This window comes from Paenibacillus borealis (assembly GCF_000758665.1).
Taxonomy (GTDB): domain Bacteria; phylum Bacillota; class Bacilli; order Paenibacillales; family Paenibacillaceae; genus Paenibacillus_AQ; species Paenibacillus_AQ borealis.
This window is the reverse complement of the sequence record NZ_CP009285.1, coordinates 3,263,345-3,287,448: the sequence shown is the minus strand read 5'-3', so window position 1 is coordinate 3,287,448 and position 24,104 is coordinate 3,263,345. Positions and strand designations below refer to the sequence as shown.

General features: G+C 50.4%; 26 protein-coding genes and 1 pseudogene. 5 read left to right on the top strand and 22 right to left on the bottom strand.

The genetic code is table 11. From position 1 onward, the window contains the following. Nucleotides 1-37 precede the first annotated feature (37 nt). Nucleotides 38-532: a MarR family winged helix-turn-helix transcriptional regulator gene (locus PBOR_RS13500; protein ID WP_042212369.1), complete on the top strand. Its 495-nt coding sequence runs from the start codon at nt 38-40 to the stop codon at nt 530-532. Between the two features lie 59 nt (nt 533-591). Here PBOR_RS13500 and PBOR_RS38360 read toward each other — a convergent pair whose 3' ends face one another. The 5 genes from PBOR_RS38360 to PBOR_RS13475 form a co-directional block, all read right to left on the bottom strand. After that, complete coding sequence (locus PBOR_RS38360; protein WP_042212367.1) at nt 592-1,413, bottom strand: methyl-accepting chemotaxis protein; 822 nt, start codon at nt 1,411-1,413, stop codon at nt 592-594. 76 nt (nt 1,414-1,489) lie between these two features. Next, nucleotides 1,490-2,254: a DUF817 domain-containing protein gene (locus PBOR_RS13490; protein ID WP_042212365.1), complete on the bottom strand. Its 765-nt coding sequence runs from the start codon at nt 2,252-2,254 to the stop codon at nt 1,490-1,492. Between the two features lie 32 nt (nt 2,255-2,286). Continuing rightward, nucleotides 2,287-2,502, bottom strand: coding sequence for a helix-turn-helix domain-containing protein (locus tag PBOR_RS13485; RefSeq protein ID WP_042212362.1), 216 nt, complete (start codon nt 2,500-2,502; stop codon nt 2,287-2,289). Between the two features lie 10 nt (nt 2,503-2,512). Then, nucleotides 2,513-3,001, bottom strand: a complete 489-nt coding sequence (locus tag PBOR_RS13480) for a DUF2975 domain-containing protein (protein WP_042212359.1) — start codon at nt 2,999-3,001, stop codon at nt 2,513-2,515. Nucleotides 3,002-3,111: 110 nt separating this feature from the next. After that, a complete protein-coding gene (locus PBOR_RS13475) occupies nt 3,112-3,993 on the bottom strand; it encodes a LysR family transcriptional regulator (protein WP_042212356.1) in 882 nt (293 codons plus the stop codon). A 126-nt stretch (nt 3,994-4,119) separates the two neighbouring features. Between PBOR_RS13475 and PBOR_RS13470 the strand changes: the two genes are divergently transcribed. Next, a complete protein-coding gene (locus PBOR_RS13470) occupies nt 4,120-4,791 on the top strand; it encodes an O-methyltransferase (RefSeq protein ID WP_042212354.1) in 672 nt (223 codons plus the stop codon). 60 nt (nt 4,792-4,851) lie between these two features. Here the strand turns inward: PBOR_RS13470 and rhaM are convergent, their stop codons facing one another. The 4 genes from rhaM to PBOR_RS13450 form a co-directional block, all read right to left on the bottom strand. Further along, complete coding sequence (rhaM, locus tag PBOR_RS13465; RefSeq protein ID WP_042212350.1) at nt 4,852-5,166, bottom strand: L-rhamnose mutarotase; 315 nt, start codon at nt 5,164-5,166, stop codon at nt 4,852-4,854. A gap of 123 nt (nt 5,167-5,289) precedes the next feature. Beyond that, nucleotides 5,290-6,378: a rhamnogalacturonan acetylesterase gene (locus PBOR_RS13460; RefSeq protein WP_042212348.1), complete on the bottom strand. Its 1,089-nt coding sequence runs from the start codon at nt 6,376-6,378 to the stop codon at nt 5,290-5,292. A gap of 86 nt (nt 6,379-6,464) precedes the next feature. Then, nucleotides 6,465-7,769, bottom strand: a complete 1,305-nt coding sequence (locus tag PBOR_RS13455; RefSeq protein WP_042212345.1) for an alkaline phosphatase family protein — start codon at nt 7,767-7,769, stop codon at nt 6,465-6,467. Between the two features lies 1 nt (nt 7,770). After that, nucleotides 7,771-8,997 carry an MFS transporter gene (locus PBOR_RS13450; RefSeq protein WP_042212343.1) on the bottom strand — a complete coding sequence of 409 codons (1,227 nt, stop codon included), beginning with the start codon at nt 8,995-8,997 and terminating at the stop codon, nt 7,771-7,773. A gap of 320 nt (nt 8,998-9,317) precedes the next feature. Here PBOR_RS13450 and PBOR_RS36965 point away from each other — a divergent pair, with 320 nt between their 5' ends. Beyond that, the gene (locus PBOR_RS36965) at nt 9,318-9,476 is read left to right on the top strand and encodes a hypothetical protein (RefSeq protein ID WP_157764030.1); all 159 of its coding nucleotides are present in this window, start codon (nt 9,318-9,320) and stop codon (nt 9,474-9,476) included. Between the two features lie 188 nt (nt 9,477-9,664). Here PBOR_RS36965 and PBOR_RS13445 read toward each other — a convergent pair whose 3' ends face one another. The 5 genes from PBOR_RS13445 to PBOR_RS13425 are packed head-to-tail and all read right to left on the bottom strand — an operon-like array spanning nt 9,665 to nt 12,224. Next, entirely contained in the window at nt 9,665-10,435 is a 771-nt protein-coding gene (locus PBOR_RS13445) for an ABC transporter permease (protein ID WP_042212340.1), read from the bottom strand. Continuing rightward, the gene (locus tag PBOR_RS13440) at nt 10,436-11,194 is read right to left on the bottom strand and encodes an ABC transporter ATP-binding protein (RefSeq protein WP_042212338.1); all 759 of its coding nucleotides are present in this window, start codon (nt 11,192-11,194) and stop codon (nt 10,436-10,438) included. A 14-nt stretch (nt 11,195-11,208) separates the two neighbouring features. Further along, nucleotides 11,209-11,559, bottom strand: a complete 351-nt coding sequence (locus PBOR_RS13435; protein ID WP_042212335.1) for a DUF1048 domain-containing protein — start codon at nt 11,557-11,559, stop codon at nt 11,209-11,211. 12 nt (nt 11,560-11,571) lie between these two features. Next, nucleotides 11,572-11,919 (bottom strand): DUF1048 domain-containing protein, encoded by a 348-nt coding sequence (locus PBOR_RS13430; RefSeq protein WP_042212333.1) that lies wholly within the window; start codon nt 11,917-11,919, stop codon nt 11,572-11,574. Next, complete coding sequence (locus tag PBOR_RS13425) at nt 11,916-12,224, bottom strand: PadR family transcriptional regulator (protein WP_281192352.1); 309 nt, start codon at nt 12,222-12,224, stop codon at nt 11,916-11,918. The genes PBOR_RS13430 and PBOR_RS13425 overlap by 4 nt, the downstream gene beginning before the upstream one ends. A 213-nt stretch (nt 12,225-12,437) precedes the next feature. Here PBOR_RS13425 and PBOR_RS13420 point away from each other — a divergent pair, with 213 nt between their 5' ends. Further along, complete coding sequence (locus tag PBOR_RS13420) at nt 12,438-12,764, top strand: dihydrofolate reductase family protein (RefSeq protein ID WP_245648162.1); 327 nt, start codon at nt 12,438-12,440, stop codon at nt 12,762-12,764. A 21-nt stretch (nt 12,765-12,785) separates the two neighbouring features. Here PBOR_RS13420 and PBOR_RS38355 read toward each other — a convergent pair whose 3' ends face one another. Further along, entirely contained in the window at nt 12,786-13,811 is a 1,026-nt protein-coding gene (locus tag PBOR_RS38355; protein WP_281192351.1) for a diguanylate cyclase, read from the bottom strand. Nucleotides 13,812-14,520: 709 nt separating this feature from the next. Here PBOR_RS38355 and PBOR_RS38050 point away from each other — a divergent pair. Further along, a pseudogene (locus PBOR_RS38050) lies at nt 14,521-14,703 on the top strand (excalibur calcium-binding domain-containing protein); the annotation flags it as partial. Between the two features lie 89 nt (nt 14,704-14,792). On the opposite strand, the gene hflC reads toward PBOR_RS38050, so the two are convergent. The 7 genes from hflC to sbnA form a co-directional block, all read right to left on the bottom strand. Then, nucleotides 14,793-15,659 (bottom strand): protease modulator HflC, encoded by an 867-nt coding sequence (gene hflC / locus PBOR_RS13405; RefSeq protein WP_042212328.1) that lies wholly within the window; start codon nt 15,657-15,659, stop codon nt 14,793-14,795. Then, on the bottom strand, nt 15,656-16,678 hold the full coding sequence (gene hflK, locus PBOR_RS13400; protein ID WP_081972368.1) for an FtsH protease activity modulator HflK: 1,023 nt from the start codon (nt 16,676-16,678) through the stop codon (nt 15,656-15,658). Before hflK ends, hflC begins: the two co-directional genes overlap by 4 nt. Before the next feature lie 143 nt (nt 16,679-16,821). Continuing rightward, the gene (locus PBOR_RS13395) at nt 16,822-17,928 is read right to left on the bottom strand and encodes a GerAB/ArcD/ProY family transporter (RefSeq protein ID WP_042212326.1); all 1,107 of its coding nucleotides are present in this window, start codon (nt 17,926-17,928) and stop codon (nt 16,822-16,824) included. Beyond that, nucleotides 17,925-19,187 carry a Ger(x)C family spore germination protein gene (locus PBOR_RS13390; RefSeq protein ID WP_081972033.1) on the bottom strand — a complete coding sequence of 421 codons (1,263 nt, stop codon included), beginning with the start codon at nt 19,185-19,187 and terminating at the stop codon, nt 17,925-17,927. Before PBOR_RS13390 ends, PBOR_RS13395 begins: the two co-directional genes overlap by 4 nt. A gap of 24 nt (nt 19,188-19,211) precedes the next feature. Beyond that, on the bottom strand, nt 19,212-20,723 hold the full coding sequence (locus PBOR_RS13385) for a spore germination protein (RefSeq protein ID WP_042212322.1): 1,512 nt from the start codon (nt 20,721-20,723) through the stop codon (nt 19,212-19,214). A 71-nt stretch (nt 20,724-20,794) separates the two neighbouring features. Then, on the bottom strand, nt 20,795-21,760 hold the full coding sequence (locus tag PBOR_RS13380) for an ornithine cyclodeaminase (RefSeq protein ID WP_042212319.1): 966 nt from the start codon (nt 21,758-21,760) through the stop codon (nt 20,795-20,797). Between the two features lie 20 nt (nt 21,761-21,780). Beyond that, nucleotides 21,781-23,994: a 2,3-diaminopropionate biosynthesis protein SbnA gene (gene sbnA, locus PBOR_RS38465; RefSeq protein WP_342671112.1), complete on the bottom strand. Its 2,214-nt coding sequence runs from the start codon at nt 23,992-23,994 to the stop codon at nt 21,781-21,783. Nucleotides 23,995-24,104: the final 110 nt, after the last annotated feature.

Below are 24,104 nucleotides of genomic sequence, written 5' to 3'. Positions count from 1 at the left end.
GTCCAAGCTATCCATCTCTTTCGAAGGAGGACTACTCATGTCCAGCCATGAACCCGATCAGCCGACTGAACTCCAGGAACAATTCACCCTGCTCATGCGCGGACTGGGAACCCGGACGGTACAATATCAGCAGAATGTGGCCTCCGCCCTCGGTTTATACAATAATGACTTCATATCCGTAGATATCCTGCGTGAAAAGGGGCCGATTACCGCCGGAGAACTGTCGAAGCTAACCGGACTGACTACCGGCAGCGTCACCGCATTAATTGACCGGCTGGAGAAAACCGGCTATGTCCGCAGAGAAAATGACCCGGGTGACCGCCGCAAAGTGATTATCGTTCCGCTATATGAGCATAAAGCGGATGTCATAGAGACCTATTCGGCGCTTCATACGGCTATGATTGCCTTGGCTGCTTCATATACGGAAGAAGAACTCACGCTGATCACACAGTTTCTGGGCAAAGCAGGCGCGGTGCTGGAACAGCAGATTGATCACCTGAACGCCCATCCTCCTGGCCGCTCTAATTCCTGACCTATAACTGAATACAGCAAGGCGGCCGTTAACATAACGGCCGCCTTGTTTATGATATTTTATTGAATAACGGATGAAATAAATCTGGCCATCTCCCCGCTGGTCTCATTCAGCTTCTCAATCACATCACTGAACTGGGTAACCAGCTCAGCTTGAGCCGAGGAAGACATGGCGATTGCTTCAATCTCCTGCTCCATCTCCCGGATCGAGCGCTGCACCGTGCTAAGAGAATCCTCGATCGACTTCGTGGCTTCCTTCGTATGTACCGACAGCTTGCGGACCTCTGTCGCCACTACCCCGAAGCCTGCACCCTGCTCTCCGACCCGCGCAGCCTCAATCGCCGCATTCAGGCCCAGCAGATTCGTCTGCTCGGAGATCTCGCGGATAAACCCGGCAACCTTATTCACCTGCTTGGACTCTTCCACGGTCTTACGGGAATTGTCCAGAATCTGCGCCGTCGTCGCCGACAGCTCCTCAGACTGGGCTGCTACATTCTGAACCATATCCATGAGCTGGCCGCTGATCTGATTAATGTTTTCGGTCAGCTGTTCCATTTTATCTTCATTTTCCAGCGTATAGGCTATAGCGAAAGCCCCGATAACTTCACCCTCCGCACCATAGACCGGCACTGCCGAAGAAATCACAGTTGCTCCATACAGCTCAGGCGACAGCCGGTTTGTCGTAGCGCGTCCTGCCAGGGCATTGCCGAGTGAGGGATCATCCGGAGGAACCGGACTTCCTTTGGTTAAACCGAAATCGAGCACTTTGCTGGGTGCATAGTAATGGAATATTTCCCGATCCGTAATGCCGATCATAATGTCCTGTGCGTGAATCTGTTTGAAAAAGGGTGCTGCTGCGACCAATGCTGCCAAGTTATCCATAAGCATCTCCTAATTGTGAATGTTTAGAATTATTATCGTCACATTCAGCCTTTTAGTTAAGAGCGATACTCATGAATTATGAACGTCCTGCCTTAACATGCTTAAGCTGGGCGACTATAATGACGCTGATGATAACGAGCAGAAACCATGAGCTGATCTTGCTGAGCCCCACCAGATGCCAGGTCTCGTGCTGGTCGGGATATTTCCAGGCACCCAAGAAGGTAGCGATATTCTCAGCCAGCCAGATGAAGAAACCTACGATGAAAAAAGCCAGCGTCAGCGGCATCCGGTACATCCGGTCCTGCACCCGGTAGATAATCCATGTTCTCCAAAAAACAACCACCACCAGCGCCGTCAGCCACCAACGGAAATCCGGAATAAAGTGGTGGGTGAAAAAGTTCAGGTAAATCGCTCCACCCAGCAGGCCCGCAGAAGCCAGACCCGGCCAGCCGGTCATGTCCATCTTCAGTCTGCGCCAGATCTGGCACATGTAGCTTGCCACGCTGGCATACATAAACCCGCTGTACAGCGGAACTCCGAGCAGCTTCGTATATCCGGGATCGGGGTAGGCCCATGAACCCATTCTTATTTTATAAATCTCCAGCATCAGACCGATCACATGAAATACACAGATCACTTTGATCTCATCGAGGGTCTCCAGCCCGCTACGGTACATTAAGTACTGGACGGTCAGCAGGATCAGCAGAATAAGATCATAACGGTGGATGAAGGGCACTTCTACTCTGCTTGTAAGGATCAGGGTTCCAAAGATCGCAACAGGAAAGATGCAGCTCATCGCCTGATGATAACCGAAATGCAGCAGTCTTGTGATTGAATTCAATATACTCCGCTCCTCGCCGGTCAAGCTCCCCTTTATTCATTAGATTCGGGGATGTATTCTAATATGTCTCCCGGCTGACAATCCAGTGCCTTGCAAATCGCCGCAAGCGTTGAGAACCGGATCGCCTTCGCCTTGCCGTTCTTGAGTATAGACAGGTTAGCCATCGTTATGCCAACCTTCTCCGTAAGCTCTGTTACACTCATTTTCCGTTTAGCCAGCATCACATCAATATTGATTATTATCGCCATGGTCATCACCTCAGACTGTCAAATCATTTTCAGATTTTAGTTCGATTGCTTCGTTTAACAGCTTCTGGAGCACTGCAGCGAATACAGCAATCACCATGGAAGCCAGAATAATAATCATTCCGATCACGATAATTCCCGGAGCATCATCTCTCTCCGCCATCAGATAGAACAGCGGCATGCCGATTACAAACATACCGCTGATGGCGACTGCGCAGTGTTTGATATTCTTCAGCACCTGCACAGAGGTTTCCGAGAACGCCTTGTTCTGGTCGATATAGCCTAACAGCTTAAAGGCCTGATAGAGTGCAATGTAAAAAGGCAGCGCCGCCCCATACAAATCAATCATTACGAGCGCCTGTATGTAACCCATATCCGGATACAGCTCTTCTGCAAACCCCGCGATCTCCGGCACCACGAATACACATAGCGCAAGTGCAGCCAATCCAAACAGCACTATCACTGCCTTCAAAAAAGTGGTCGAACCTGGTTTACGTTTCATTGAATAAAGCACCTCACTTCGAAATTGTGAGTTTAATTTAACATATAATTTATCGTTTATCAATATATTTAGATTGTAAATTGATAATTAATTATTGTTTAATCCATATATCATTGGCGGCATATCTCAATAAACTGCTGCAGCGCAGCAGGCAGGGATTCATTCTTACGTGTGCAGACAGCAATGTGGTTGCTTAGCTGAATCCCTTCCACATGTACACGGGAGAGCTGCTTCCACTCCACAAATTCGCGCACAGCAAGAGAGGAGATGAAGTTTGCACCATACCCCGCGATTACCGAACGGATGGCCTCACCCAGTCCGCTGAATTGCAATGCAACCTCTGGCGGCTTCAGACCATATGTCGTACATAACGAGACAAGGCGCTCTCTTGTTGAACTGCCTTCTTCCCGCATAATAAACGGTTCGCGCATCATCTCAGTCAGAGACACCGTACGGCCTGCATAGGGATGTGAAGGGGCTACCACGAACCACAGCTCATCCTCGAAAAGCTCCAGCCACTCCACATCCTCCGGCTTCTCCTTGGCTCCGCCTCCATAGAAGGCAACGTCTGCTTCATGCCGCTTCAATTGCCCGAAGGCCTGCTGGGAATTCGTTGTTGTAATCTCGATTTCAATCTCCGGATGTCCCGCCTTGAACCTGGCGGCCCAGCCGGGGACCAGGAAATTAGCCGGGAGATAAGTAGCCGCGATACGCAGCTTCCCTTTTCTGCCCTGGCGGTAGTCCTCTACAAACTCATCCATCTGCTCTTCATAGGTGAAGAGATTCCCTGCCTGCTTGGCCAGTTCTGTTCCAAATGAAGTAAGCGAAATTCCGCGGCCGCTGGGATTAAACAATGTCAGTCCGAGCTCCTTCTCAAACTTCTTGATCTGGCTGGTAACCGCCGGCTGGCTGATATTGAGCCGCGCAGCCGCCTTCGTGACGCTTCCCGTCTCAGCAACATAATAAAATAACCTTAAGGCATGAATATTCATGCAGATCGCCTCGATTCATAATCAAATTATATGTAAACTCCATAAACATATATTAGTATTATGTGTTATTTTACCTTATATTTAAAGCAGATCCAATACAACACTTAACCTAACGGAGGGATTCACATGAAAGAACAGAACAAATGGAGTAAGGTTGATGCGTATTTCAATGACAAGCTGCTGGCGGCAGATCCGGTGCTGGACGCTGTGCTGGATGCAAACACAGGCGCCGGATTGCCGGCAATTGATGTCGCTCCGAATCAGGGGAAGCTGCTCTACCTTCTGGCCAAGATGAAAGGAGCAGCTAACATTCTGGAGATCGGTACGCTGGGCGGCTACAGCACCATATGGCTGGCCAGGGCATTACCGGAAGCAGGAAGGCTGGTGTCACTTGAATTCGAGCATCACCATGTGGTCGTGGCTGAGGATAATCTGAGACTTGCGGGGCTGGCAGATAAAACCGATGTGATTGAAGGTCCGGCACTTGAGACGCTGGCTACGCTTGAAGCCCGGGGTTATGGGCCGTTTGACTTCATCTTTATTGACGCTGACAAGCCGAACAATCCTCATTATCTGAAATGGGCGTTGAAGCTGGCCCGGCCGGGAGCAGTCATTGTGGCCGATAACGTGGTGCGTGATGGTGAGGTCATTCAAGCGCATAGTACAGATGACCGCGTACAAGGCATCCGCCAGTTTATAGACCTGCTCTCCGCCGAGCCGCGGATAGAAGCCACCGCACTGCAGACGGTAGGCAGCAAGGGGTACGACGGCTTCGTGCTTGGCATTGTCACTGCATGACAATAACCCGCAGAGCAGGATATGGAGTACTATCCTTGCTTGCGGGTTATTTGTTACCCATTATTTTAAGTAGAATACGTCCTTCAGGTTCCTGGACACCGGGCTGTTATCCGGATTGGTCTCCATCAGCGGCTCCATATATACCCACCACTTCCGGCAAATCTCCGTCTGCGACATCCGATCCCACCGGTCTTCGTCCTCAATCTCTACGTAAGCAAACAGGCTGCCCGTTTCTTCGTCCAGAAAGATAGAGTAGTTGTGTGCGCCATGGTTCTTCAGCTCTTCAGCCATCTCCGGCCACAGCTCATCATGACGGCGTTTGTACTCCTCGTAAGCATGGGGATAAACATGCATAACACTCGCTTTTCTAATCACTGTTCAGCTCTCCAGACATATTGGGGTTTAGGTGAAACTTAAGTGAACTATTATATTGAACATTATAGAGTATACATGAACATTTTTGAAGATAAATAAACTCAAATAAACACACTATCCGGTTTAAATCAGGGAACCCCCTATATTGCTGATCAGATGCTGCGCGAGCTTGTCCGCCTCTGCCTGCTGTATCCCAATCGCCGCCAGTCTGGCAATCTCAATGGCTCCTGCTTCCGAGAAATGTGTATTATCCGCTGCGCCCTCAGGGAGGTTAGCATATTGTCCCGGTTCCGCCCACAGAAATACCTGCCTGGAACGCGCTTCACCAAGCTCCTCAAAGTATGTTTTGCTGAGTGAAGCAAGATCTACGAAAGGCACAGCTTCACGCACGGCAAGCTGCCTCATAGCTTCGATATAATCACCGTGGGTATTCCGGATGGCCCCGTCCTCCGCAAAGAACCGCCGGTGCATAGGCGCTACAAGCACAGGATACGCTCCGGCTGACCGCGCAAGATCAATATATTGCTTCAGGTATTGCTGATACGTCGTGAACGGACCCGAACCTTCTTCCGTTTCCTTCTCATCGTTGTGGGCAAACTGGATAAGCAGGAAGTCACCCTTCCGCAGTCTTTTGGCGATCCGCAGCAGACGGCTCTCCTGAATGAAAGTTCTGGCGCTTCTGCCGGAACGCGCATGATTAGCAATAGCAATGCCTTCACCCAGATATAATCCGATCATCTGGCCCCAGCCTGTATAGGGGAATTGCCCGGAGGCTTGATCGGTCATGGTAGAATCTCCGGCAAGAAATAAAGTAGGGATAGTGCTTACCCTGCTGGCCATCACTTTCTGCACGGCGGGAGCCGCACCTCCGAAAGCCAGCTTGAGTGTACCGTCCTCGACATGCACGGCGAATGTACGGGTTGTAATCTGCCCGGGTCCGGTCTTCACCTCAAGCAGTCTGATCCGGCCCAGTCCTTCTCTTATTGTGGTAACAGCGGAGCTGTCCGCTGAACCAATCTCCAGCGTAACGGTGTAGTTGCCGTTTGGCACATCCATCAGCAGCGTCGGCACCGCAGGAGAGAAATACTCTCCAGGCCATGAATCCTTCAAGTCCTCATTCTTCGAGCCTTCCGTTGCTGCGGCGAAACCATAACCTTGTTCCATGTCATACTGACATTCTGGTGCGGGTACAAACGAATAGCTGAACATCATACGGGCATCCACCTTTCTTGTCCCGTCTACACTAATTCATCCGCAGTTTTTTGACAATTGGATTCTTTTGCCGGTATTGCACTTTCTTACTCCCGGGCAATCTCTTCAAGGACTCTCCCGTCCCCATGCCCGAAATCAACTCCCAGAATTCTTCCCATCGTCGGGGCAATATCGACCATCTCGATGTCGCCAATGGAATAATCCTGCTTAATTGCGCCGCCGGAGATGACGATATTGCACCGGTAGCCGCTTGTGTCAGGAGAATAACCATGCGTAGCATAACGAACGCCATGTGCCTGCAAATCGACTACCAGCTGTTCCTCCAGACTCTCATCAAAGCAATATCCGCGCTTCGCTTCCAGCATTATTCTTGTGGAATGGCTGGCATGAAGACGGTCTAACGTCTCTCTGTCGTATACGCTTTCAATTCCTGACGTGTCATTCTGCATATATTCTTCAACGGCTGACAGCGCAAGCCGCTCTGCTTCTTCGTCTCCCGGCCGGATGTGCAGGTACGCCGAGCCTCCGCCGCACTGGAAATACGCACGCCATTTCTGCTGTCCGCCCTCTTCATAGATCAGACCCTTTGCCTGCAAAAGCTTGTTCAAATGAACTTTGTAGCGCACATTGAACTGACCATGGTCTCCGAGCACCATAATCACCGTATCCTGCCTGATCCCGGCATCGTCCACGGCCTGAATGATCTCACCCAGCCGGTTATCCATACGCAGGATGACCTCCTTCACCTCATCGCTGTCTGTTCCATACAGATGTTTGGCATCATCCAGGTCGATCAGATGCATCATGAGCAGATTCGGCTTATTGCGCTTGATCGTATCCACGGCACACTTGGTTGTAAAATCATCCAGATACGGCTGGGCAATCCCCTGCCTGATCCGTCCGTATTTCAATTCCATCCGGATGCAGTAGGCGGGGCTGCCGCTTCTAAGCACCTTAAGTGCCTGATTCTCGCCCTTTAGCGCCCTGATCTCCGGGATATTGTACCTGATCGAAGACTTGCCGGATACCGGCCAGAGAAGTCCCGCAGTACTCAACCCTGCCTTACGTGCAGCATCATAAATTGTCGGAGCCTTGACCGCCTCCCGGAACCAGAACCAGCGCTGATCCTCCTCCTTCACGAACGGCTGCAGCGGGTTATTGTGGTGAATACCGTGCTTGTCCGGATAAACGCCGGTGGCTATGGTGGTATGAACCACATACGTGAGGGTGGGATATACACTCCGCAAACGGTTGCTGTGGGCACCCTGCTTAATCAGTTTGGATAAATTGGGCAATCGGCTGGCCAGTTCCCAGTTGTCCTCCGAGAAGGCATCATAGGAAATGACAATCAGATGTTTAGCTAATGGAGCGCGAGGCGTTGTCAGTTCCATATCAGTTCCCCTTAGGCAGAGTTATAAAGATGAAGAAGCCAATCAGAAACAGCGGAATAATCGATAAAATACTATAGCTGGCATTGCCGGTTAGTGTAGTTGTCAGTGCCATCAGTGCAGGGCCGAGTATCGCCGCGAACTTGCCAAAGATGTTATAGAATCCGAAGAATTCATTGGAATTCTCCTTTGGTATGATTTTGGCGAAATACGACCGGCTAAGCGCCTGAATCCCGCCCTGGGCCGAACCAATCAGCGCACCCAGAATAAAGATATGCCACACGGAAGTGATGAAGAAAGCTGCAATACAGGAGATGATGTAGGTGAAAATCCCGGCAATGATCATTGTACGGGCGGAATAGGTTTTGGCCAGATTCCCGTAGAGGATCGCGCAGGGGAACGCAATAATCTGGATAATAAGCAGAATCCCCAGCAGCGTAAAGGTATCCAAAGAATCCGCGCCCAGCACGGAGGTGGCATACGGAACAACCATTTTGATAATGGTATCTACCCCGTCAATATAGAAGAAATACGCAAGGAGAAATACAAAGACAATTTTGTGCTGGCGGATATTGCTGAAGGTTACGGCCAGTCTCCGGAAACTGTTCGCAACCGGCTTAGGCTCTGGCTCAATATAGTATCTCTGCTTCACGTCCCTAATCATCGGCACAGTGAGCAGTCCCCACCAAAGCGCCGTAATGATGAACCCGATCTGGTACCCGATGGCCTTGTCCATCCCCATCATGAAGATCAGCAGCAGGCTGATTCCGAACGGAATGCAGCTGAAGATATAGCCGAACGCAAACCCTCTCGTGGAGACCTTATCCATCCGTTCGTCGTCCGTAATATCTACCAGGAAGGAGTCGTAGAAGATATTGGACCCGGCAAATCCGACCGCTGATAAAATATAAAAGGCAATCAGCAGCTGCCACTGCCCGCTATCCGGTGAAACAAAAGCCAGAGAGGCTGTAGCCAGTACGCCAAGCGCAGCAAAGAAAATAAAGAAGCGCTTCTTCCGGTCCTTGTAATCGGCAATTGTCCCCAGGATGGGACTTAACACCGCCACCAGAATACTGGCAATGGAATTGAAATAGCCCAAATCCATACTGCTGCCCACAGTCGTGAACATCCCGAAGATAATGGGCAAAAGCGCTGTGGTCACCGCCATCGAATAGGCAGAATTCCCGCAGTCATACAGAATCCATGATTTCTCCTCTTTACTCAGCTTCATCTAATCTTCTCCTCTGATAACCGATTGTTTCAGTTATATCACGTGAACATCTGAAGCATGTTAATGGGGTGTAAAATCACAGAATCTAGTGGCTTAATGGCTATAGCCTTCCAAATATCCTGCAATATACATGGTCATTATAACCTGAATTGTCAAAGGAAAGGTGAAAATTTAGATTATGCTCACTGGATTCTCTGAATATATAAGGGCAGAGGGTGCAGCTGCAGAATAGAGACTTTTCAGTAAATACTGTAGACATAAATGTTGTACGTTTTACAACTTTGGATCATTGATAGCTAGGTGTCCGGGAGGATTGTTGTATGAAATACAATAATAATTCGGCTGAGCCGCCTGAAAAAGGTAAAATCCTGCATTTCATACAACAGTTCCGGATTTGGGGCGATAAGAGAAGGGAAATGTTGTATTATGTGCAGGATTTCATGACAAGTTATCAGAAATCAGCCACAAAAAGTAGATGAATCGGCAAAACCGTAGCTACGTACTCAAAAACCAACCAGCGGATGCAGCTGTTCTATGAACCCGAATATGGTCTGCATATTGAGGGGAATGTTGACGGATGTCACCTAATCATTAGACGTAAAAATGGCGCCTGCCCCGGAAGTATCGGGAGGCGCCATGCTTTTGCCGCTAAGTTCTGGACAGCCGTTCACGCCGCCTTCCGTTTATACACGCGCATCGCAAACAGATAGGCAACTATCAGTATCCCCAGGCACCAGGCAAGTGCAGCCCAAATGTCATGTCCGGCAGGCTGCCCCGCCAGCAGGGCGCGCATAGTTTCCACTATGGAAGTCACTGGCTGATTCTCGGCAAAGGCGCGGACAGCCCGCGGCATCGTTTCTGTAGGCACAAACGCGGAGCTGATGAAGGGAAGGAAGATTAGCGGGTAGGAAAACGCGCCTGCGCCGTCCACCGATTTGGCGGACAATCCGGCAATTGCGGCGATCCAGGTCAAGGCCAGCGTAAACAGCGCGAGTATACCGGCCACGGCAAGCCATGATAATACTCCGGCAGGAGAGCGGAAGCCCATAATAAGCGCTACGAGAATGATTACGGCAACCGATATTGCATTGGACACGAGTGAGGTCAGCACATGACCCCAGAGCGCCGCCGAACGCGCAATCGGCATGGAGTGGAACCGTTCGAAGATACCGCTCTGCATATCCATAAACAGACGGTAAGCCGTATAGGCAATGCCGCTTGCAATGGCGATCAAGAGGATGCCGGGCAGCAGATAATTCACATAGTTCTCGGTGCCGGTCTGAATTGCACCGCCGAATACATAAACGAACAGCAGCAGCATGGCGATCGGAGTGATGGTGACCGTGATAATGGTATCCATGCTGCGGATAATATGGCGCATGGAACGTCCAAGCATAACGCTCATATCGCTGAAAAAGTGCTTTCCTATCGCTTCCATTTATTTTCCCTCCCGTTTACCTATAATTGCGAGGAATATCTCCTCTAATGTAGGTTGTTTTTCAACATACTCTACCTTGTCAGGCGGAAACAGCTTCTTCAGCTCGGTGAGTGTACCGCTCGCGATAATTCTGCCCTCATGCAGAATAGCGATTTGATCTGCCAGCTGTTCGGCTTCTTCCAGATACTGCGTGGTCAGGAATACCGTCGTGCCATTAGCAGCAAGCTCTTTGACTGTTTTCCAGACCTCGCCCCGCCCTTCGGGATCAAGACCGGTAGTCGGCTCGTCGAGAAAGATAAGCTGCGGCTCCCCCACAAGGCTCATGGCGATGTCGAGTCTCCGGCGCATCCCGCCTGAGTACGTTGATACTCTGCGGCTCCCGGCTTCGGTCAAGCCGAAGCGCTTCAATAGATCATCCGTTATCTGAAGCGGATTCTTCAGATGCCGGAGCTTGGCGATCATGATCAGATTCTCCCGCCCGGTCAATATCTCATCCACGGCAGCAAACTGTCCGGTCAGGCTGATCGACTGGCGTACATGATCGGGCTTCGATGCGACGTCAAAGCCGTTTACGATAGCGGTGCCTCCATCCTGTTTGAGCAGTGTAGTGAGAGTTCTGACAATTGTCGTCTTGCCCGCGCCGTTCGAGCCGAGCAGCGCGTAAATTTCACCGCGCCGCACCTCGAAATCGACACCCTTCAGAACTTCTATACTATTGAAGGACTTTCGCAGTCCTTTCACTTCAATGGCATTTCCCATCCCGTTTCCCCCTTTCACTTCGTTTTATCCACAGCCTTTTTCATGGCCTTGGCAACTTCCTGGTCCACAGATTCCTGATAGAGGTCAGCGTAGGTTTTGGAATCTTTGATTAGATCGTCGCAGAACGCCGCTACGTCACTGCCTGTCACCTCGAGCACTCCTTTCCCCAGGGTAGCGCCCTCTGCAAAAAGATCGACAATCCCCGAAAGCAAACCATTCCCCTCTGTCAGCTCCACTGGACCAACCTTAAACAGATATTTTTGCAGCTCTTTATATACAATCTGGTAATCCTGCGGCAGTGCTTTGACACGGGCAACATGCGCCCGCCACTCTTTTTTGCCCTCAATCATATCCCTTATTTTCATTGTATTCTCCTCCTATTTGCCTAATTTCCGGGCGATATTATCATTTAGCTGCTGACGCCATTTGTCGCGGTAAGACTTTGCCCCTTCTTCACCGGCCAGCGCTGAACAGAAGCCCCGGATATCGTCCCCTAACACATCCACGGCATTCTGGCCGTCCGCCGCCGTTTCTTCCAGCAGGCCAAGCACACCGTCAAGAATGGGCATAAGGTTGCGGCCGGTGAAATCGGAGTGCGGCCAAAGCTCGGCTTTAATTTTCTCCCAGGCCGCCTGATAATCAGCCGGGAGCTTTTTTACCCGCAACTCAAAAGCTTTGAATTCTTTGGTCATGTCGCTGCCGGTGATTTTTTCCCAAAAATTCATTGTTTCCTCTCCTTTAACTCATTCATTTTGGATGATACGAACTCCCATTTCCCCCAGAACTTCTGCAGCTCCTCACGCCCCGCATCGTTCAGCGCGAAGAACTTCCGCGGCGGCCCCATATCCGAAGGCTTCTTAGTGGTATCGACCAGCTTGCTTTTCTCCAGCCGGATCAGGATGGTGTACACCGTTCCCTCTACAACATCAGCGAAGCCGAGGGCATTCAGCTGCCTTGTGATTTCATAACCATAGGTTTCGTTGCGGCTTATTATCTCAAGGATACAGCCTTCAAGTACGCCCTTGAGCATTTCCGTCAGATTATCCAGCACAATTCCTCCTTACTACTCTGTATGACTTGTATTCAGTATTACTTACTACCACTACATAGTAACACATAGTAGCTGATTGTCAATAGCTGTTAATGTGATAATAAAAAAAAGGGCGGGTTTGTTTAATGCACCTTCCGCGGTTAAACTAAGGTTGTATTAGGCAGGCTAAAATGTAATACAAGGAGGATGCATATGGGGCGTGTAATTCTGCAGATGAATGTGACGCTGGAGCACGTGTCGAGGCAGAATTCTTTTTTGCTAACGGGGCCGGTTTCAGAGGAAGTGCAGCAGCTTACGGCAGAAGGAAAGAGCCTGATCGTTAACGGCGGTCCCGGGCTGGGCTCCACTCTGGCAGAGCTAGACTTGGTGGATGAATATCACTTCCTAGTACAGCCCATGGTTGCCGGACACGGTCCCCAATTGTTAGGGGGAGTCCATGACCGGCTGGATCTGAAGCTGAGCGGGACTAAGGCCTTCGGATCCGGCGTCGTGGTACTCCGTTATACGCCCGTCCGTTAACCGCCTGACTGATCACCGAGTTCATGTAAGACGCGGTTCAGCATAGCACACCTGGTTTCTGCCCTTTCCTTTGGCCTCGTATAAAGCTTCGTCGGCTCTCTCCAGCATCTCTAGCGGGGCAGATTCCGGAAAAGAAGAAACCCCTACAGAAATCGTAATCCTTAGCAGCGACTGATCAGGAAGTACAAAGGCGCTGTCTTGAACCGAGGAACGCAGCTTCTCAGCGACCGCCATGCCTTTATCCGCCGTACACCGCAGCAGAAGAACAGCGAACTCCTCTCCTCCTTTGCGCGCACAATAATCGCGTATACGGATACCGGACTGCAGAACATCAGCGAGTTTAGACAGGACGACATCTCCGGCTGCATGACCGTAGGTGTCGTTTACAACCTTAAAATGATCGATATCTATTAATAACAAGGTGAACGGTTCTTTCTTGAGCGTACTCATTTCCGCAGTTTTTTTGAATACCAGATTAAAGGACCGGGGATTATGGAGTCCCGTAAGGAAATCCCGTTCTGCCGCTTCTTTAAACATTTGTAATGCATCATGGGATTGCTCCAGGTGGTTAATGAGCAGATAATTGAACAGGCAGGCCATGAAGCAGATCAGGTCAAACAGCAGAATTGTGTCTATGTTAGTCCAGCCTATCAGCGGAAGCAGGATGCAGGTGGATAGTATTACCATACCGCAAGCAGCAATCAGCCACCGGTAAAAATTCGGCGTTTTAAGTGAAAAAGAAAAAATGCCCACAAGATAAGTAATTCCGATATTTACAACGCCCAATAGGGTCGCTTGATTAATTTCCCCAAGGAAAAATAACCGGAAAAGGGCAATTATACTTGTCGTAATCATCCCCGTAACAGGTCCGCCAAGATAAGCGGATGCCAGAATTGAGACTTGCCTGAAGTCAATAATGGTGCCATCGCCTAAGGGAAAAGCAAAATACAGCTGAACAATGCCAAACAGTCCAAACCCGATTCCATATAAAGCATGTAATTGAAGCTTGGAGAACGCCCGCTTTCCTTTTAAGTGGGACAATATCATATCCCCGAAAAAGATAAACGTAGTAAGCAATGAAAAATTGATGAGCAAATTAACAAGCATAACATACCCCTTACAAAATAAGTGATATCCCCTTTTGATTCTATAATGAGGGATATTTGAAGACACCCCATCAGTATAGCATGGACATTCGTGTAATTCTCTATCAAAATAACCCCCAAAATCGTTTACACTTTTGTCGAATGATCCAATGTTTCTATATAGAAACAACTTCCTTTAATTGCTAAACTAATTGGAGTCAACCAATACATTAAAGGAGTTTAGTATGTCACGTTCAAAAATAGCTCTCATCATTAGCGGAATTGTAATTGTGTTTGAAATTCTATTGCTTGTATCCTTCCCTTTCCGTGTGGTTATCGCCTTTAATTTCCTGTTCCTGGCCCTCGCTGCCATCCCTCTCTGGTTATTTGGAATGATCTTCCCGCAGAAAGTAATCTGGTGGGGAACTGAGAATACTCAAACCCGGAAGAACGTCTCAAAGTACACAGGCATTCAGCTGCTCATTTGTTTCATTATCGCGATCGTTATTATTCCCAAAACCGAAGACCAGGCTCTAAGCGCTGCAGCACCCTCACCTTCACCAGCTCCTGCGGCCACCGCGAAGTCTGTTGCAACAGAGGAGCCGGGTGTCTCAAGAAATACAGTTGCCTCCATTCCAACACAGAAACCTGTTGCAACTAACAAACCCGTCACCACAACCAAGCCCAAAGCCACCAACAAACCTGCAGCCACTAAAGCACCAGTCCAAGAGGTGTACTACAAGAATTGTGATGCCGTCCGCGCAGCCGGGGCTGATCCCATTCACGCCGGGGAACCAGGATACTCACGCAAGCTTGATCATGACGGTGACGGCGTAGGCTGTGAGAAAAAATAGGCGGTTACACTCAGCAGCATTTCAAAGAGGCCCATGCGCAAACCGCATGGGCCTCTCATATTTACATCCCGCCAACATATCAGATCAGGTTATTGCCCCATCAATATTTTGGCATAGGGCGAGTCAATCGGTATCATGATGACTGGCTCATTCTTCAGCGTGGTCACATAACTCTCCAGTGTACGGTAAAAGCTGTAGAACTCAGGAGATTTTCCATAGGCCTGGTTGTAGATCCTGGCGGCTTCCCCTTCTCCTTCAGCGATAATTTTCTTGGAATCGGCTTCGGCCTGGGCCATCAGCTCCCTTGAGGAGCGGTCGGCCTTGGAGGTTATTTTCTTGGATTCCTCGTCACCTTCGGACAGATAACGCGCGGCAATGGACTGGCGGTCCGATATCATCCGGTTGTATACACTTTGTTTGTTCTCCTCCGGCAGATCCGTACGTTTGATCCGTACATCAATCACTTCAATCCCGTAATTATCACGGGTTAAGGCGTCAATTACATCTTTGGTGATCTCATCGTTAATATTGCCCCGTCCGGTGTCCTCACTGATAATATTCTCATAATTGACCTCCGACAGCTTGCGGCGCACGGAGTTATATACCGCCTCATCAATACGCTGAATCCCTCCGCCTACGGATTGTACAGTTCTCAGGAATTGCGAGGCGTTGGTAATTCTCCAGACGGTATAGTTATCAACCACAATCGGCTTCTGGTCCTTGGTCAGAATGCTGGTAGGTGAGCTTTCGTACGTCATCTGATACTTAGGGAGAGCTGAGACATTCTCGATAAAAGGGATCTTCAGCCTCAGTCCAGGCTCCTCGACGGTACGCATCGCTTCACCGAAACGGAGGACCACCTTGTATTCGCCTTCCTTTACAACATACATAGAGCCGGCAAGCAGAATAATTAGGACAAAAGCTGATATCAGTCCGATAATCTGGTTTCTTTTCACTCTGCATCTCCTCCTTGCGGCGCGGCTGAAGCTGCCGGGCTGGCCGGAGTGCTCCGCATCAGCTCATTCAGCGGCAGATAATTCACAGTATCGCTATTCGAGTTGGTTATGAAGATTTTGGCGCTAGGTAGAATGGTCTCCAGCGTCTCCAGAATCAGCCGGCTTTCGGTTACGCTCTTATTGTTGCTATATTCAGCAAATATAGCGTTAAACTGGGCTACATCGCCCTGCGCGTTCAGGATACGCGATTTCTTCTCGCCTTCGGCTCTCTCGATCAGCGCCTGCGCTTCACCGCGTGCTTTGGGGATGATATCATTCTCATATTTCTTGGCGTTATTAATCTTCGTGTTCTTCTCTTCACGTGCATTGGTAACCTCGCGGAAAGCTTCCTCTACCTGGCCGCTAGGCGGCTCAATATCCTGGAATTTGATATCAATGATCTGAATACCGGTGTTGTATTTCTTCTGCAGCTCTACTAGCAGCACCCGGACCTTATCCTGAATAACCGTCTTTCCGTCTGTAATTGCATAATCCAGCTTCTCGGAACCAATGACCGCACGGATGGAGGAGCTGGCTGAGTTACGCAGGAATTTGTCCGGGTCGTCAATGTTATACAGATAATTGCGGATATTGCTAATCTTCCACTGTACTACAGCATCGGCAGATACGATGTTCTCATCGCCTGTAATCATCATCGCTTCATCTTCAACGGCTACAGCTCCATCAGCCTCCTGACGGTACCCGATATGTATCCGCTGGGTCAGCTCCGCAGGCACCGTAATCACTTCCTGTATTGGATAAGGCCATTTGAAATGAAGTCCTGCTGAGGACTCGCTGGTATATTTGCCAAATGTCAGGATAGCTGCACGTTCCTGCTCCTGCACGGTATAAAATGACGAAGAGCCCAGATAAAGCAACACAGCGGCAGCGGCTACCCCTAATCCAATCTTCTTATACATTCCCGGTTTCAGCTCGGGAAGCCTGCGTCCCGGGATAGGATTATTGCCATCCCCATTCATGAAATTCAAGATGCATCGCTCCTTTTTACGTATTTAAGTCTATATAGAGATACATATACGTAAATAAAACAAAAAAGTCGCAATTTTCGCGACTTTGTTCAAGCTTGCTGTATTTTACTGCGATTATCTCTTTAGCAATAAGACTATCGCCGGTTATCGGTATGAGAGGTTTCTTTCACAGCAGAAACCAGCCACAGGAACAGCGGAATTCCGATCATATTCACAGGCAGCACATAACGGATCCAGACTCCCTTGAGCAGCAGTCCGGCCGGAGGGTTCAGCGTGATTACCAGCATGGTGAGGATGAACGAGACTGCAGCCACGATCAGGGATATTTTTTTCCAGCTGCCGGTCTTGCCGGTCCACTGGGCTAATCCATAGCTGGTGATAAACATATAGATGGACAGCTTAACGAAGATGCAGACCAGCCAGACCGCCATCACAAAAATATCCATATTCTGAATAAACTCCATCAGATAGACCAGCTTGACCATCTCAAAGAAAGGGAATTGCAGCCGCCCGCTTATGGCCGGACCGAAGGTCATAAGGACCCATAGTACGCCAAACAGCAGCATTACCGAGGAGAAGGCTACGCCCAGCAGCAGCGCCTTGCGGGTTCCTTTGCCGGCATTCTCCACAAAGGGAAACAGCATCATGAGCAGGACAGATTCGCCAAGCAGTGAGACCGGTGCGAGCGCTCCATTCATAATTGGCCCGGGTCCGGTATCTGCATAAACGGGCAGCAGCATCGGCCAGTTGAGATTGTTGGCCGTTAAGGCGAAGGTCAAGGCTAGAATAATCATCAGGATCGGCCCCCAGAGCTCACTGACCCTGCCGATGGCTTCAATTCCTCCATGATACACGGTGTATAGGACCACTCCAAGCATCGTTCCAATAACGATCCAGGCAGGTGTCTTATAGAGGACGCTCAGGCGGATGAACAAGAACTCGTCACGCAGAATCAGACTGATCACCCAGAACCATTGGAGGATGAACGGAATAACAATCAGCTTGCCGCCCCATTTCCCCAGAATAGTCACACTATACTCCATCAGGGTCTGCCGGGGATAACGGGAGCTGAGCTTGGCGGCAACATAGGTAATGATGAGCCCCATGAATCCAGCCAGAATGTAAGAAATCCACGCGTCCTGTTTGGCATAGAGGATCGTTGCCGTCATCGAAATCAGCAGGTTGATTCCGATCTCCATCATCATAATCATCCAGAACAGCTGCCGGTTGTTGATCTTCATTTCCCTTCACCGCCGTCTCTCGTTGGCAGCAGGGATTTACCTGTAAGACCCGTTCCGGTGAGGTTAAGTTTAACCGTAATATCCAGATCAATGTCCGGAAATAGGGTGTCCCAGTCTGCAGCATACTTCTTCCATTGATAGGGATGCCGGTGATGAATCGTATCCCCGAACCCGAAGATATCGCATTTAAATTCCTTTTGCACTTTCTTGACGACTTTATTGATCTTCGCTTCGAGATATTGATTCATCCGCGCCTCAACCTTGTTCACATTTTCCGGTTTAGAGAGATCCAGGGGGGAATCATTCTCTTCAATGAATCCCTTGCCCTCCAGCAGGATCCGGAACTTGGGCAGGCTCCCGGTCATAACAGGCGTAATATGACTCTTGAAGGTGTCCACATTAATGCTTACAGACTGACCTCTGGTTGCTCCTGAGAGAGCATCTGCTGCCTCCCCGCCTGGTTTATCCGCGTCTACCGCGTTAATGATTGTTGTGAAATTCCGGAAGGCCAGCTTGTTCGTAATCCAGAGTCTGACCCAGAATTCATCATAATTCAGATATCCCGCCAGCTTCAGCTTCTCATTAAAAACAGCCGCCCCGTATAAGCTTAAGGTCGTTTGCGGCGGGCTGTCATTGGAGGTCTTCTTGCCCGTGTTCACCTCCGGCGTTTCAATCGAGAGTGCAGGCATGACGCCGCATCCCGTACCGTTCGCCATGATAAAGAAGTCCAGCAGTGAGCGGCTGATCGGCGCACCGCTTTTCTCCTGGATTTTCTGTACGGCAATCGCCGGATTGGCTTCGAGCTGGTAAGCTAAGCTCATCGCCTCCTGCGCAGTCCCGCCTTTGACGACAAAAATATTCGACCGCGGGCGGACCATCGGGCTTCTGCCATACTCGTCCATGATGGAGAAGACCCCTTTCTCCGCCAGCTTCTCCCCAATGAAGATATTCCGCCGGTGGCCCGGAAACAGCACCCGCGAAAGCTTTCTTTGCATATTCTGTTCGGCATCCCTGTTATTCTTGCCGAAGGCACTTTCTGTCATGAAGCCGGACTGGCCGGCCTGTTCCCCGCCTTGCTGCCCGCCTGATTTGGAGGCAAGCGGAAGCACGAGGTTGGCCGTTGCAAGATATTCTCCATCTTCCATCAAGTCCATACCCCAGCCGAGGACAATCGCCTGGTCGTTCAATTCCTGACGGTCCCAGCAGCCGGTCAACACTAACGACAAGGCGAGGAATATGAATATTATTCTCCTAAACATATGCCCACGTCCTTTTCCTGCCTGCTATTTGGTCTTCTTAGGGAACCGTTCAGGCTTGCCCTTGGCCAGCCAAGGCATCAGCTTGCGCATCTGGGGTTTAGGCGCACGCACAAGCACATCGTTCAGATTCTCCATGGACAGAGGTGCATAAGGTGCCATATAGGGAACACCAAAGGGCTTCAAGGTTACCATATGCACTGATAGCGTGATGAGAAATAAAACAATTCCATAGAAGCCCAGGATGCCGGCTGCAATGAGTAACGGAAACCGGAGCATCCGGTAGGCAGCTCCCAGGTTATATATAGGAAAAGCAAAAGAAGCGATCCCTGTCAGAGACACAATAATCACCATCGGTGTGGAGATGATGCCTGCAGCTACTACCGCTTGTCCAATAACGAGCGCACCGGCAATACTGACCGCTGGCCCAACCTGCTGGGGCAATCTGATTCCCGCCTCACGCAGACCTTCAAAGATAAACTCCATAATCAGAGCCTCGGCAACAGCCGGAAGTGGGACGCCTTCTCTGGCAAATGCAATACTAACCACCAGCGGTGTGGGCACGACCTGCAGATGGTAAGTAGTTAAGGCTACATACAGCGAAGGCAGCAGCAGTGAAATATGTACAAAGGTATACCGGATCCAGCGCACAAAGGTAGCATACATAAATCTGTCGGTGTAATCGTCTACTGCCTGCAGTCCCGACCAGTACGTCATCGGTACAATAAGTACAAACGGCGTATTATCCGTGATAATAATAACTTTGCCCTCAAGCATACTGGAGACCGCTACATCGGGCCGCTCCGTGTTCTGAATTTGCGGAAAAGGCGAGAACACATTATCCTCAATATATTCTTCGATATTGCTGGAATGAATGATGCCGTCGATTTGTATTTTCTGGAGACGGGCTCTCACTTCTTTGATCAGGCTCTCCTTGGCGATGCCCTCCATATAGCCGATTACAATATCCGTTTCCGTGATACTGCCGAGCGTCATACTCTCCAGCTTCAGCTTGGAGGAGCGGATGCGCCGCCGGAGCAGGGAGGTATTGGTCCGCAGTGTCTCCATGAATGCATCCCGCGGGCCGCGGACTACCTTCTCCGATGTAGCTTCCTCAATGGAACGTTTCTCCATCTTGATCAGGCTGGCCACCATTGCGAAGGCATTGCCCTCCGTGAAAATGACCGTCTCCCCGCGCAGGATTGCCTGAATAACTTCCTTCGTATCATAGACGATGCGGATTTGCAGTGTCGGAATAAAGATCTCTTTCAGCTCTACATCTCTGCTTTTATTGACCTCAGTGCTTCTGCGGAAATGCTCCAGCAGCGGCCGCAGCACAAATTCATCCACGGCATGTGTATCACACATCCCGTCCACGTAGATCAGCGTTGCCCGGTTGATCCCGTCGATGCTGCAATTCCGGTACATAATATCTGAGCAGCCGAGGAACTCCAGCTCCATCCGTTCTACATTGAACTTAAGATCCGGATACAGCCTCTCGGGTTCATCATGCTCTTTAGCGGTTTGGTATTGTTCCATGCGGCATCCCCCTCATTGTTGGTATTTGCTGGAGTGGGGGAAATTATGCATATATCAAGGCCATTCTTCATTTAAGCGAGCTCAGTCCCAACCCCTGCTTCTCCCGCCTTCTTAACATAGTATACCGCCGTAGCGATATCAAAAATGGCCATGCCCATCGGGCAGAAAAGGACGGGCTCATCTGCAGCGAATGCACGGAGACTGTGGCGGCAGACGACATCGGCAAGGGTCTGTGTTCCGGCACGGCTCAGTCCCTGTTCCAGGTGAAGCTGCTCGATATCCGTATTCTCACGGCACACTTCCTCCCAGTCGTCGACGACGATGGCTTTCAGTGAAGCCAGCGCCTCCGGCTTGTAATCACGAAGTGAAACATTCAGCAGCAGCATGCCTTTGGCGGGAGGAATATCAATATAACGGTGATCGGATACCGTACATGTAATGAGAATATCAGAGTGCCGGTAGACATCCGCCCACGTCTCTGCCACTTCCATCCGCTCCAAGTATAGCGCTGGAATTTCTGACAAGTCTGCTCCCCGTATATCGAATATACGGATTCGTTCGATCCGGTCTCCAAAGAGAGCCATAGCCATTTGACAATGATATTGCCCGATAGGTCCCCAGCCGATAATGCCAAGCTGAATCCGCTCCAAGGCACGTTCCCGCAGAAAATGACGGATCATCAGCCCACTGACCGAAGCCGTCCTGACGATGCTGGGAAGCGGCGAGTTCAGTACAGCTGACGGCTGACCGGTATCAGGGTCATTTAAAACGATGATACTATGCGCGCGCGGGAGACCCGACGCGATATTATCCGGGAAGCTGGAGATCCACTTGATTCCGGCTGTATTCACATTCCCCCCGGCATATGCCGGCATGGCAATGATCCGGTTATGGAGATTCTTGTATCTCAGGTAAGGCTTTACCGGCTGCACGTAATCGCCGGAATGGATGAGGTGCACCGCAGCTTCTGTTGACTCTGCAAGGGCCGCCCAGTTCAGGCCCACCGCAAGCAGATCCTTGTTATTTAAATACAGCAACCTGTCTCCTCCTTATGCGGTCAAGTCAGAAATTCTTCATCTGCTGCCGGCAGCTGCTGTCCGAACTGGCTCTGAATCCATGAGTCAGAGAATACCGTATCGAGATAACGTTCGCCCTTATCATGCAGAATAGCGGCGCAGACAGCACCGGGAGTGAGCTTCTGCTTCATCTGCCTAATGGCAGCAAGAACCCCACCGGAGGACGCTCCGGCCAGAACCGATTCCTTCTGCGCAAGTGCCCGGCAGCCCTTAACGATATCGGAATCTGTAACATGCACAATATGGTCAATCAGATCTGTTCTGCAAAAAGGCGGCACAATGCCTGCGCCTAATCCAGGGAACCGCCGTTGCTCCTGATTGCCGCCAAAAATTGCGCTGCCCGCTGCATCCACAGCCACAATCTTGGTCTGTAGCCCTTTATCCTTCACATATTCAGCAAGCCCGCGGATCGTGCCGCATGTACTGACGGCGCAGAACAGATAATCCACCTGTCCGAGCTCATCCACGATTTCCTTCATGGTGGTATGGTAGTGTGACAGATAATTATTGGGGTTCGCATACTGATTCGGCCAGTAGCTGCCCGGTATTTCCGTGAGCAGCTGCTGCACACGCTTCAGTCTGGCGGGCAGAAACTCGCCTGTTTCGGAATCGGGACAGTCAATATAATCAATGGTTGCCCCCAATGCCTTCAGGATCTGAAGATTCATCTCAGTTGTTCTGGAATCCACAACACTGATGAAGCTCATCCCCAGATATTTGCAGATCATAGCCAGGCTGATCGCCATATTGCCCGAGCTTGATTCAATAATGACCGTACCCGGCCCGATGAGGCCTTCCTTCCAAGCCTCCTTGATCATCCACAGTGCCGGACGGTCTTTGGCGCTTCCGCCCGGGTTCATCAGCTCCATCTTCGCGTAGACGCTGAACCCGCTTTGCGGGAACAGATGGTCCAGCTTGATCAATGGCGTCTTCCCGATAGCCGATAATATACCCGTGTCCAGGTTCAGCTCCGCCCGGTCATTGACTTTATCCTTCTGATAATACAGCTTCTTGTTCTTCACCTGTCCGGTCTGGGGCTTCACGCCGTCTGATGCCAGAATGACCTCAATATCGTCAAGCAGATGATTCCGGATCATCAGACCAATCTCCGGGATGCACTCCCTGATTTCTTCCCTGATCGCCGGAACTATCGATGGATCCGCCGATCTGCTCTGGATATACACGGTTAACGCATTGCTGCTTACCCGGACCCGGATCATTGCATCCTGGAGATGACGGTATACCACCTGTTCAATATCGTAGATACTGATTTTCTCCCCGTGCTTCAGCTCGCGGCCCACCCGCTTGACGATGGACCCGAAGCTCTGCTTCTCCATCCCGTTTATTTTCACTGCCCTGAAATCCCTGACGACGTCATAGGTTACAAAACGGATGGCGGGCAGCAGCCTGCGGACGGTTGAGGTAAGCACCAGGATCCCTTCGCCGGCGCCCAGCGGGTCCAGCCCCTCCCCTAATGCCTCCGTCCCGATGACTTCCGCAACAACTCCGTCAGCAAAGATATACCTGCCCAGATCATGTGAATAGTACGCGATTGTGCCTATTTCAATAGATCCGTACGTATCGGTAATGTCCTGCGGCTCAAGGCCGAACAGGCGGGCCATGTTCCGCTGCCACTCCAGTGTAGCGATCTCACCGACCAGAATGATCTTGCGGATACCGAACGTTCGCGGGTCTTCAGCAGCATATACGATATGATCCAGGATAGATGGCATCGTATACAGCAGGTCGGGCTTAAACGCCTGAATCCGCCCGATATGCTGCTCTATCGGCAGCTCGAAAGGAATTGAGCTGCTGACGAGCCCCAGCCGGTCGAAGATGGTCAGCGCCGTATTTGCTGCATGTCCGGTTCCCATATCAGCCAGCGCTCTTGCACATCCGCTGCCAGCAATCAACTCACCGAACAGCTTTGTTTTGATACCGGTATAATGGGCGTCATCTTCTTCTGAGTAGACTATAGCCTTACGCCTGCCTGTACTTGTGCCCGATGTCCGGTATACGGCAAGCGAAGCATCGGGTGAGCTGCTATAATAATGGGTTTCAAGAATATCCGCGGTCATCAGGGGAAGATTCTGCAGGCTGTAATTCACCTTCTCACCGTCAATAAGCCCCTTGTACCAGGGGAACTGCCCGATCACTTCAAGCACTTTATCCCGCCAATTGTCCATCAGCATCATGGACGCCTCCTGCTCCGGCCGCATACTGGCCTCTTGGATTCACACCTTCCATAATCATATGTAACAATCTCCCGGTGTGTTCTGCCCATGGCATCTGCCCAATCAAAAGC

What these genes read in the sequence shown, in the direction of transcription:
- PBOR_RS13500 (WP_042212369.1), top strand. Translation starts at nt 38, where the DNA reads ATGTCCAGCCATGAACCCGATCAGCCGACTGAACTCCAGGAACAATTC.
- PBOR_RS38360 (WP_042212367.1), bottom strand. Translation starts at nt 1,413, where the DNA reads ATGGATAACTTGGCAGCATTGGTCGCAGCAGCACCCTTTTTCAAACAG.
- PBOR_RS13485 (WP_042212362.1), bottom strand. Translation starts at nt 2,502, where the DNA reads ATGGCGATAATAATCAATATTGATGTGATGCTGGCTAAACGGAAAATG.
- PBOR_RS13480 (WP_042212359.1), bottom strand. Translation starts at nt 3,001, where the DNA reads ATGAAACGTAAACCAGGTTCGACCACTTTTTTGAAGGCAGTGATAGTG.
- PBOR_RS13475 (WP_042212356.1), bottom strand. Translation starts at nt 3,993, where the DNA reads ATGAATATTCATGCCTTAAGGTTATTTTATTATGTTGCTGAGACGGGA.
- PBOR_RS13470 (WP_042212354.1), top strand. Translation starts at nt 4,120, where the DNA reads ATGAAAGAACAGAACAAATGGAGTAAGGTTGATGCGTATTTCAATGAC.
- PBOR_RS13460 (WP_042212348.1), bottom strand. Translation starts at nt 6,378, where the DNA reads ATGATGTTCAGCTATTCGTTTGTACCCGCACCAGAATGTCAGTATGAC.
- PBOR_RS13455 (WP_042212345.1), bottom strand. Translation starts at nt 7,769, where the DNA reads ATGGAACTGACAACGCCTCGCGCTCCATTAGCTAAACATCTGATTGTC.
- PBOR_RS13450 (WP_042212343.1), bottom strand. Translation starts at nt 8,997, where the DNA reads ATGAAGCTGAGTAAAGAGGAGAAATCATGGATTCTGTATGACTGCGGG.
- PBOR_RS36965 (WP_157764030.1), top strand. Translation starts at nt 9,318, where the DNA reads ATGAAATACAATAATAATTCGGCTGAGCCGCCTGAAAAAGGTAAAATC.
- PBOR_RS13445 (WP_042212340.1), bottom strand. Translation starts at nt 10,435, where the DNA reads ATGGAAGCGATAGGAAAGCACTTTTTCAGCGATATGAGCGTTATGCTT.
- PBOR_RS13440 (WP_042212338.1), bottom strand. Translation starts at nt 11,194, where the DNA reads ATGGGAAATGCCATTGAAGTGAAAGGACTGCGAAAGTCCTTCAATAGT.
- PBOR_RS13435 (WP_042212335.1), bottom strand. Translation starts at nt 11,559, where the DNA reads ATGAAAATAAGGGATATGATTGAGGGCAAAAAAGAGTGGCGGGCGCAT.
- PBOR_RS13430 (WP_042212333.1), bottom strand. Translation starts at nt 11,919, where the DNA reads ATGAATTTTTGGGAAAAAATCACCGGCAGCGACATGACCAAAGAATTC.
- PBOR_RS13425 (WP_281192352.1), bottom strand. Translation starts at nt 12,224, where the DNA reads ATGCTCAAGGGCGTACTTGAAGGCTGTATCCTTGAGATAATAAGCCGC.
- PBOR_RS13420 (WP_245648162.1), top strand. Translation starts at nt 12,438, where the DNA reads ATGGGGCGTGTAATTCTGCAGATGAATGTGACGCTGGAGCACGTGTCG.
- PBOR_RS38355 (WP_281192351.1), bottom strand. Translation starts at nt 13,811, where the DNA reads ATGATATTGTCCCACTTAAAAGGAAAGCGGGCGTTCTCCAAGCTTCAA.
- hflK (WP_081972368.1), bottom strand. Translation starts at nt 16,678, where the DNA reads ATGAATGGGGATGGCAATAATCCTATCCCGGGACGCAGGCTTCCCGAG.
- PBOR_RS13395 (WP_042212326.1), bottom strand. Translation starts at nt 17,928, where the DNA reads ATGAAGATCAACAACCGGCAGCTGTTCTGGATGATTATGATGATGGAG.
- PBOR_RS13390 (WP_081972033.1), bottom strand. Translation starts at nt 19,187, where the DNA reads ATGTTTAGGAGAATAATATTCATATTCCTCGCCTTGTCGTTAGTGTTG.
- PBOR_RS13385 (WP_042212322.1), bottom strand. Translation starts at nt 20,723, where the DNA reads ATGGAACAATACCAAACCGCTAAAGAGCATGATGAACCCGAGAGGCTG.
- sbnA (WP_342671112.1), bottom strand. Translation starts at nt 23,994, where the DNA reads ATGATGCTGATGGACAATTGGCGGGATAAAGTGCTTGAAGTGATCGGG.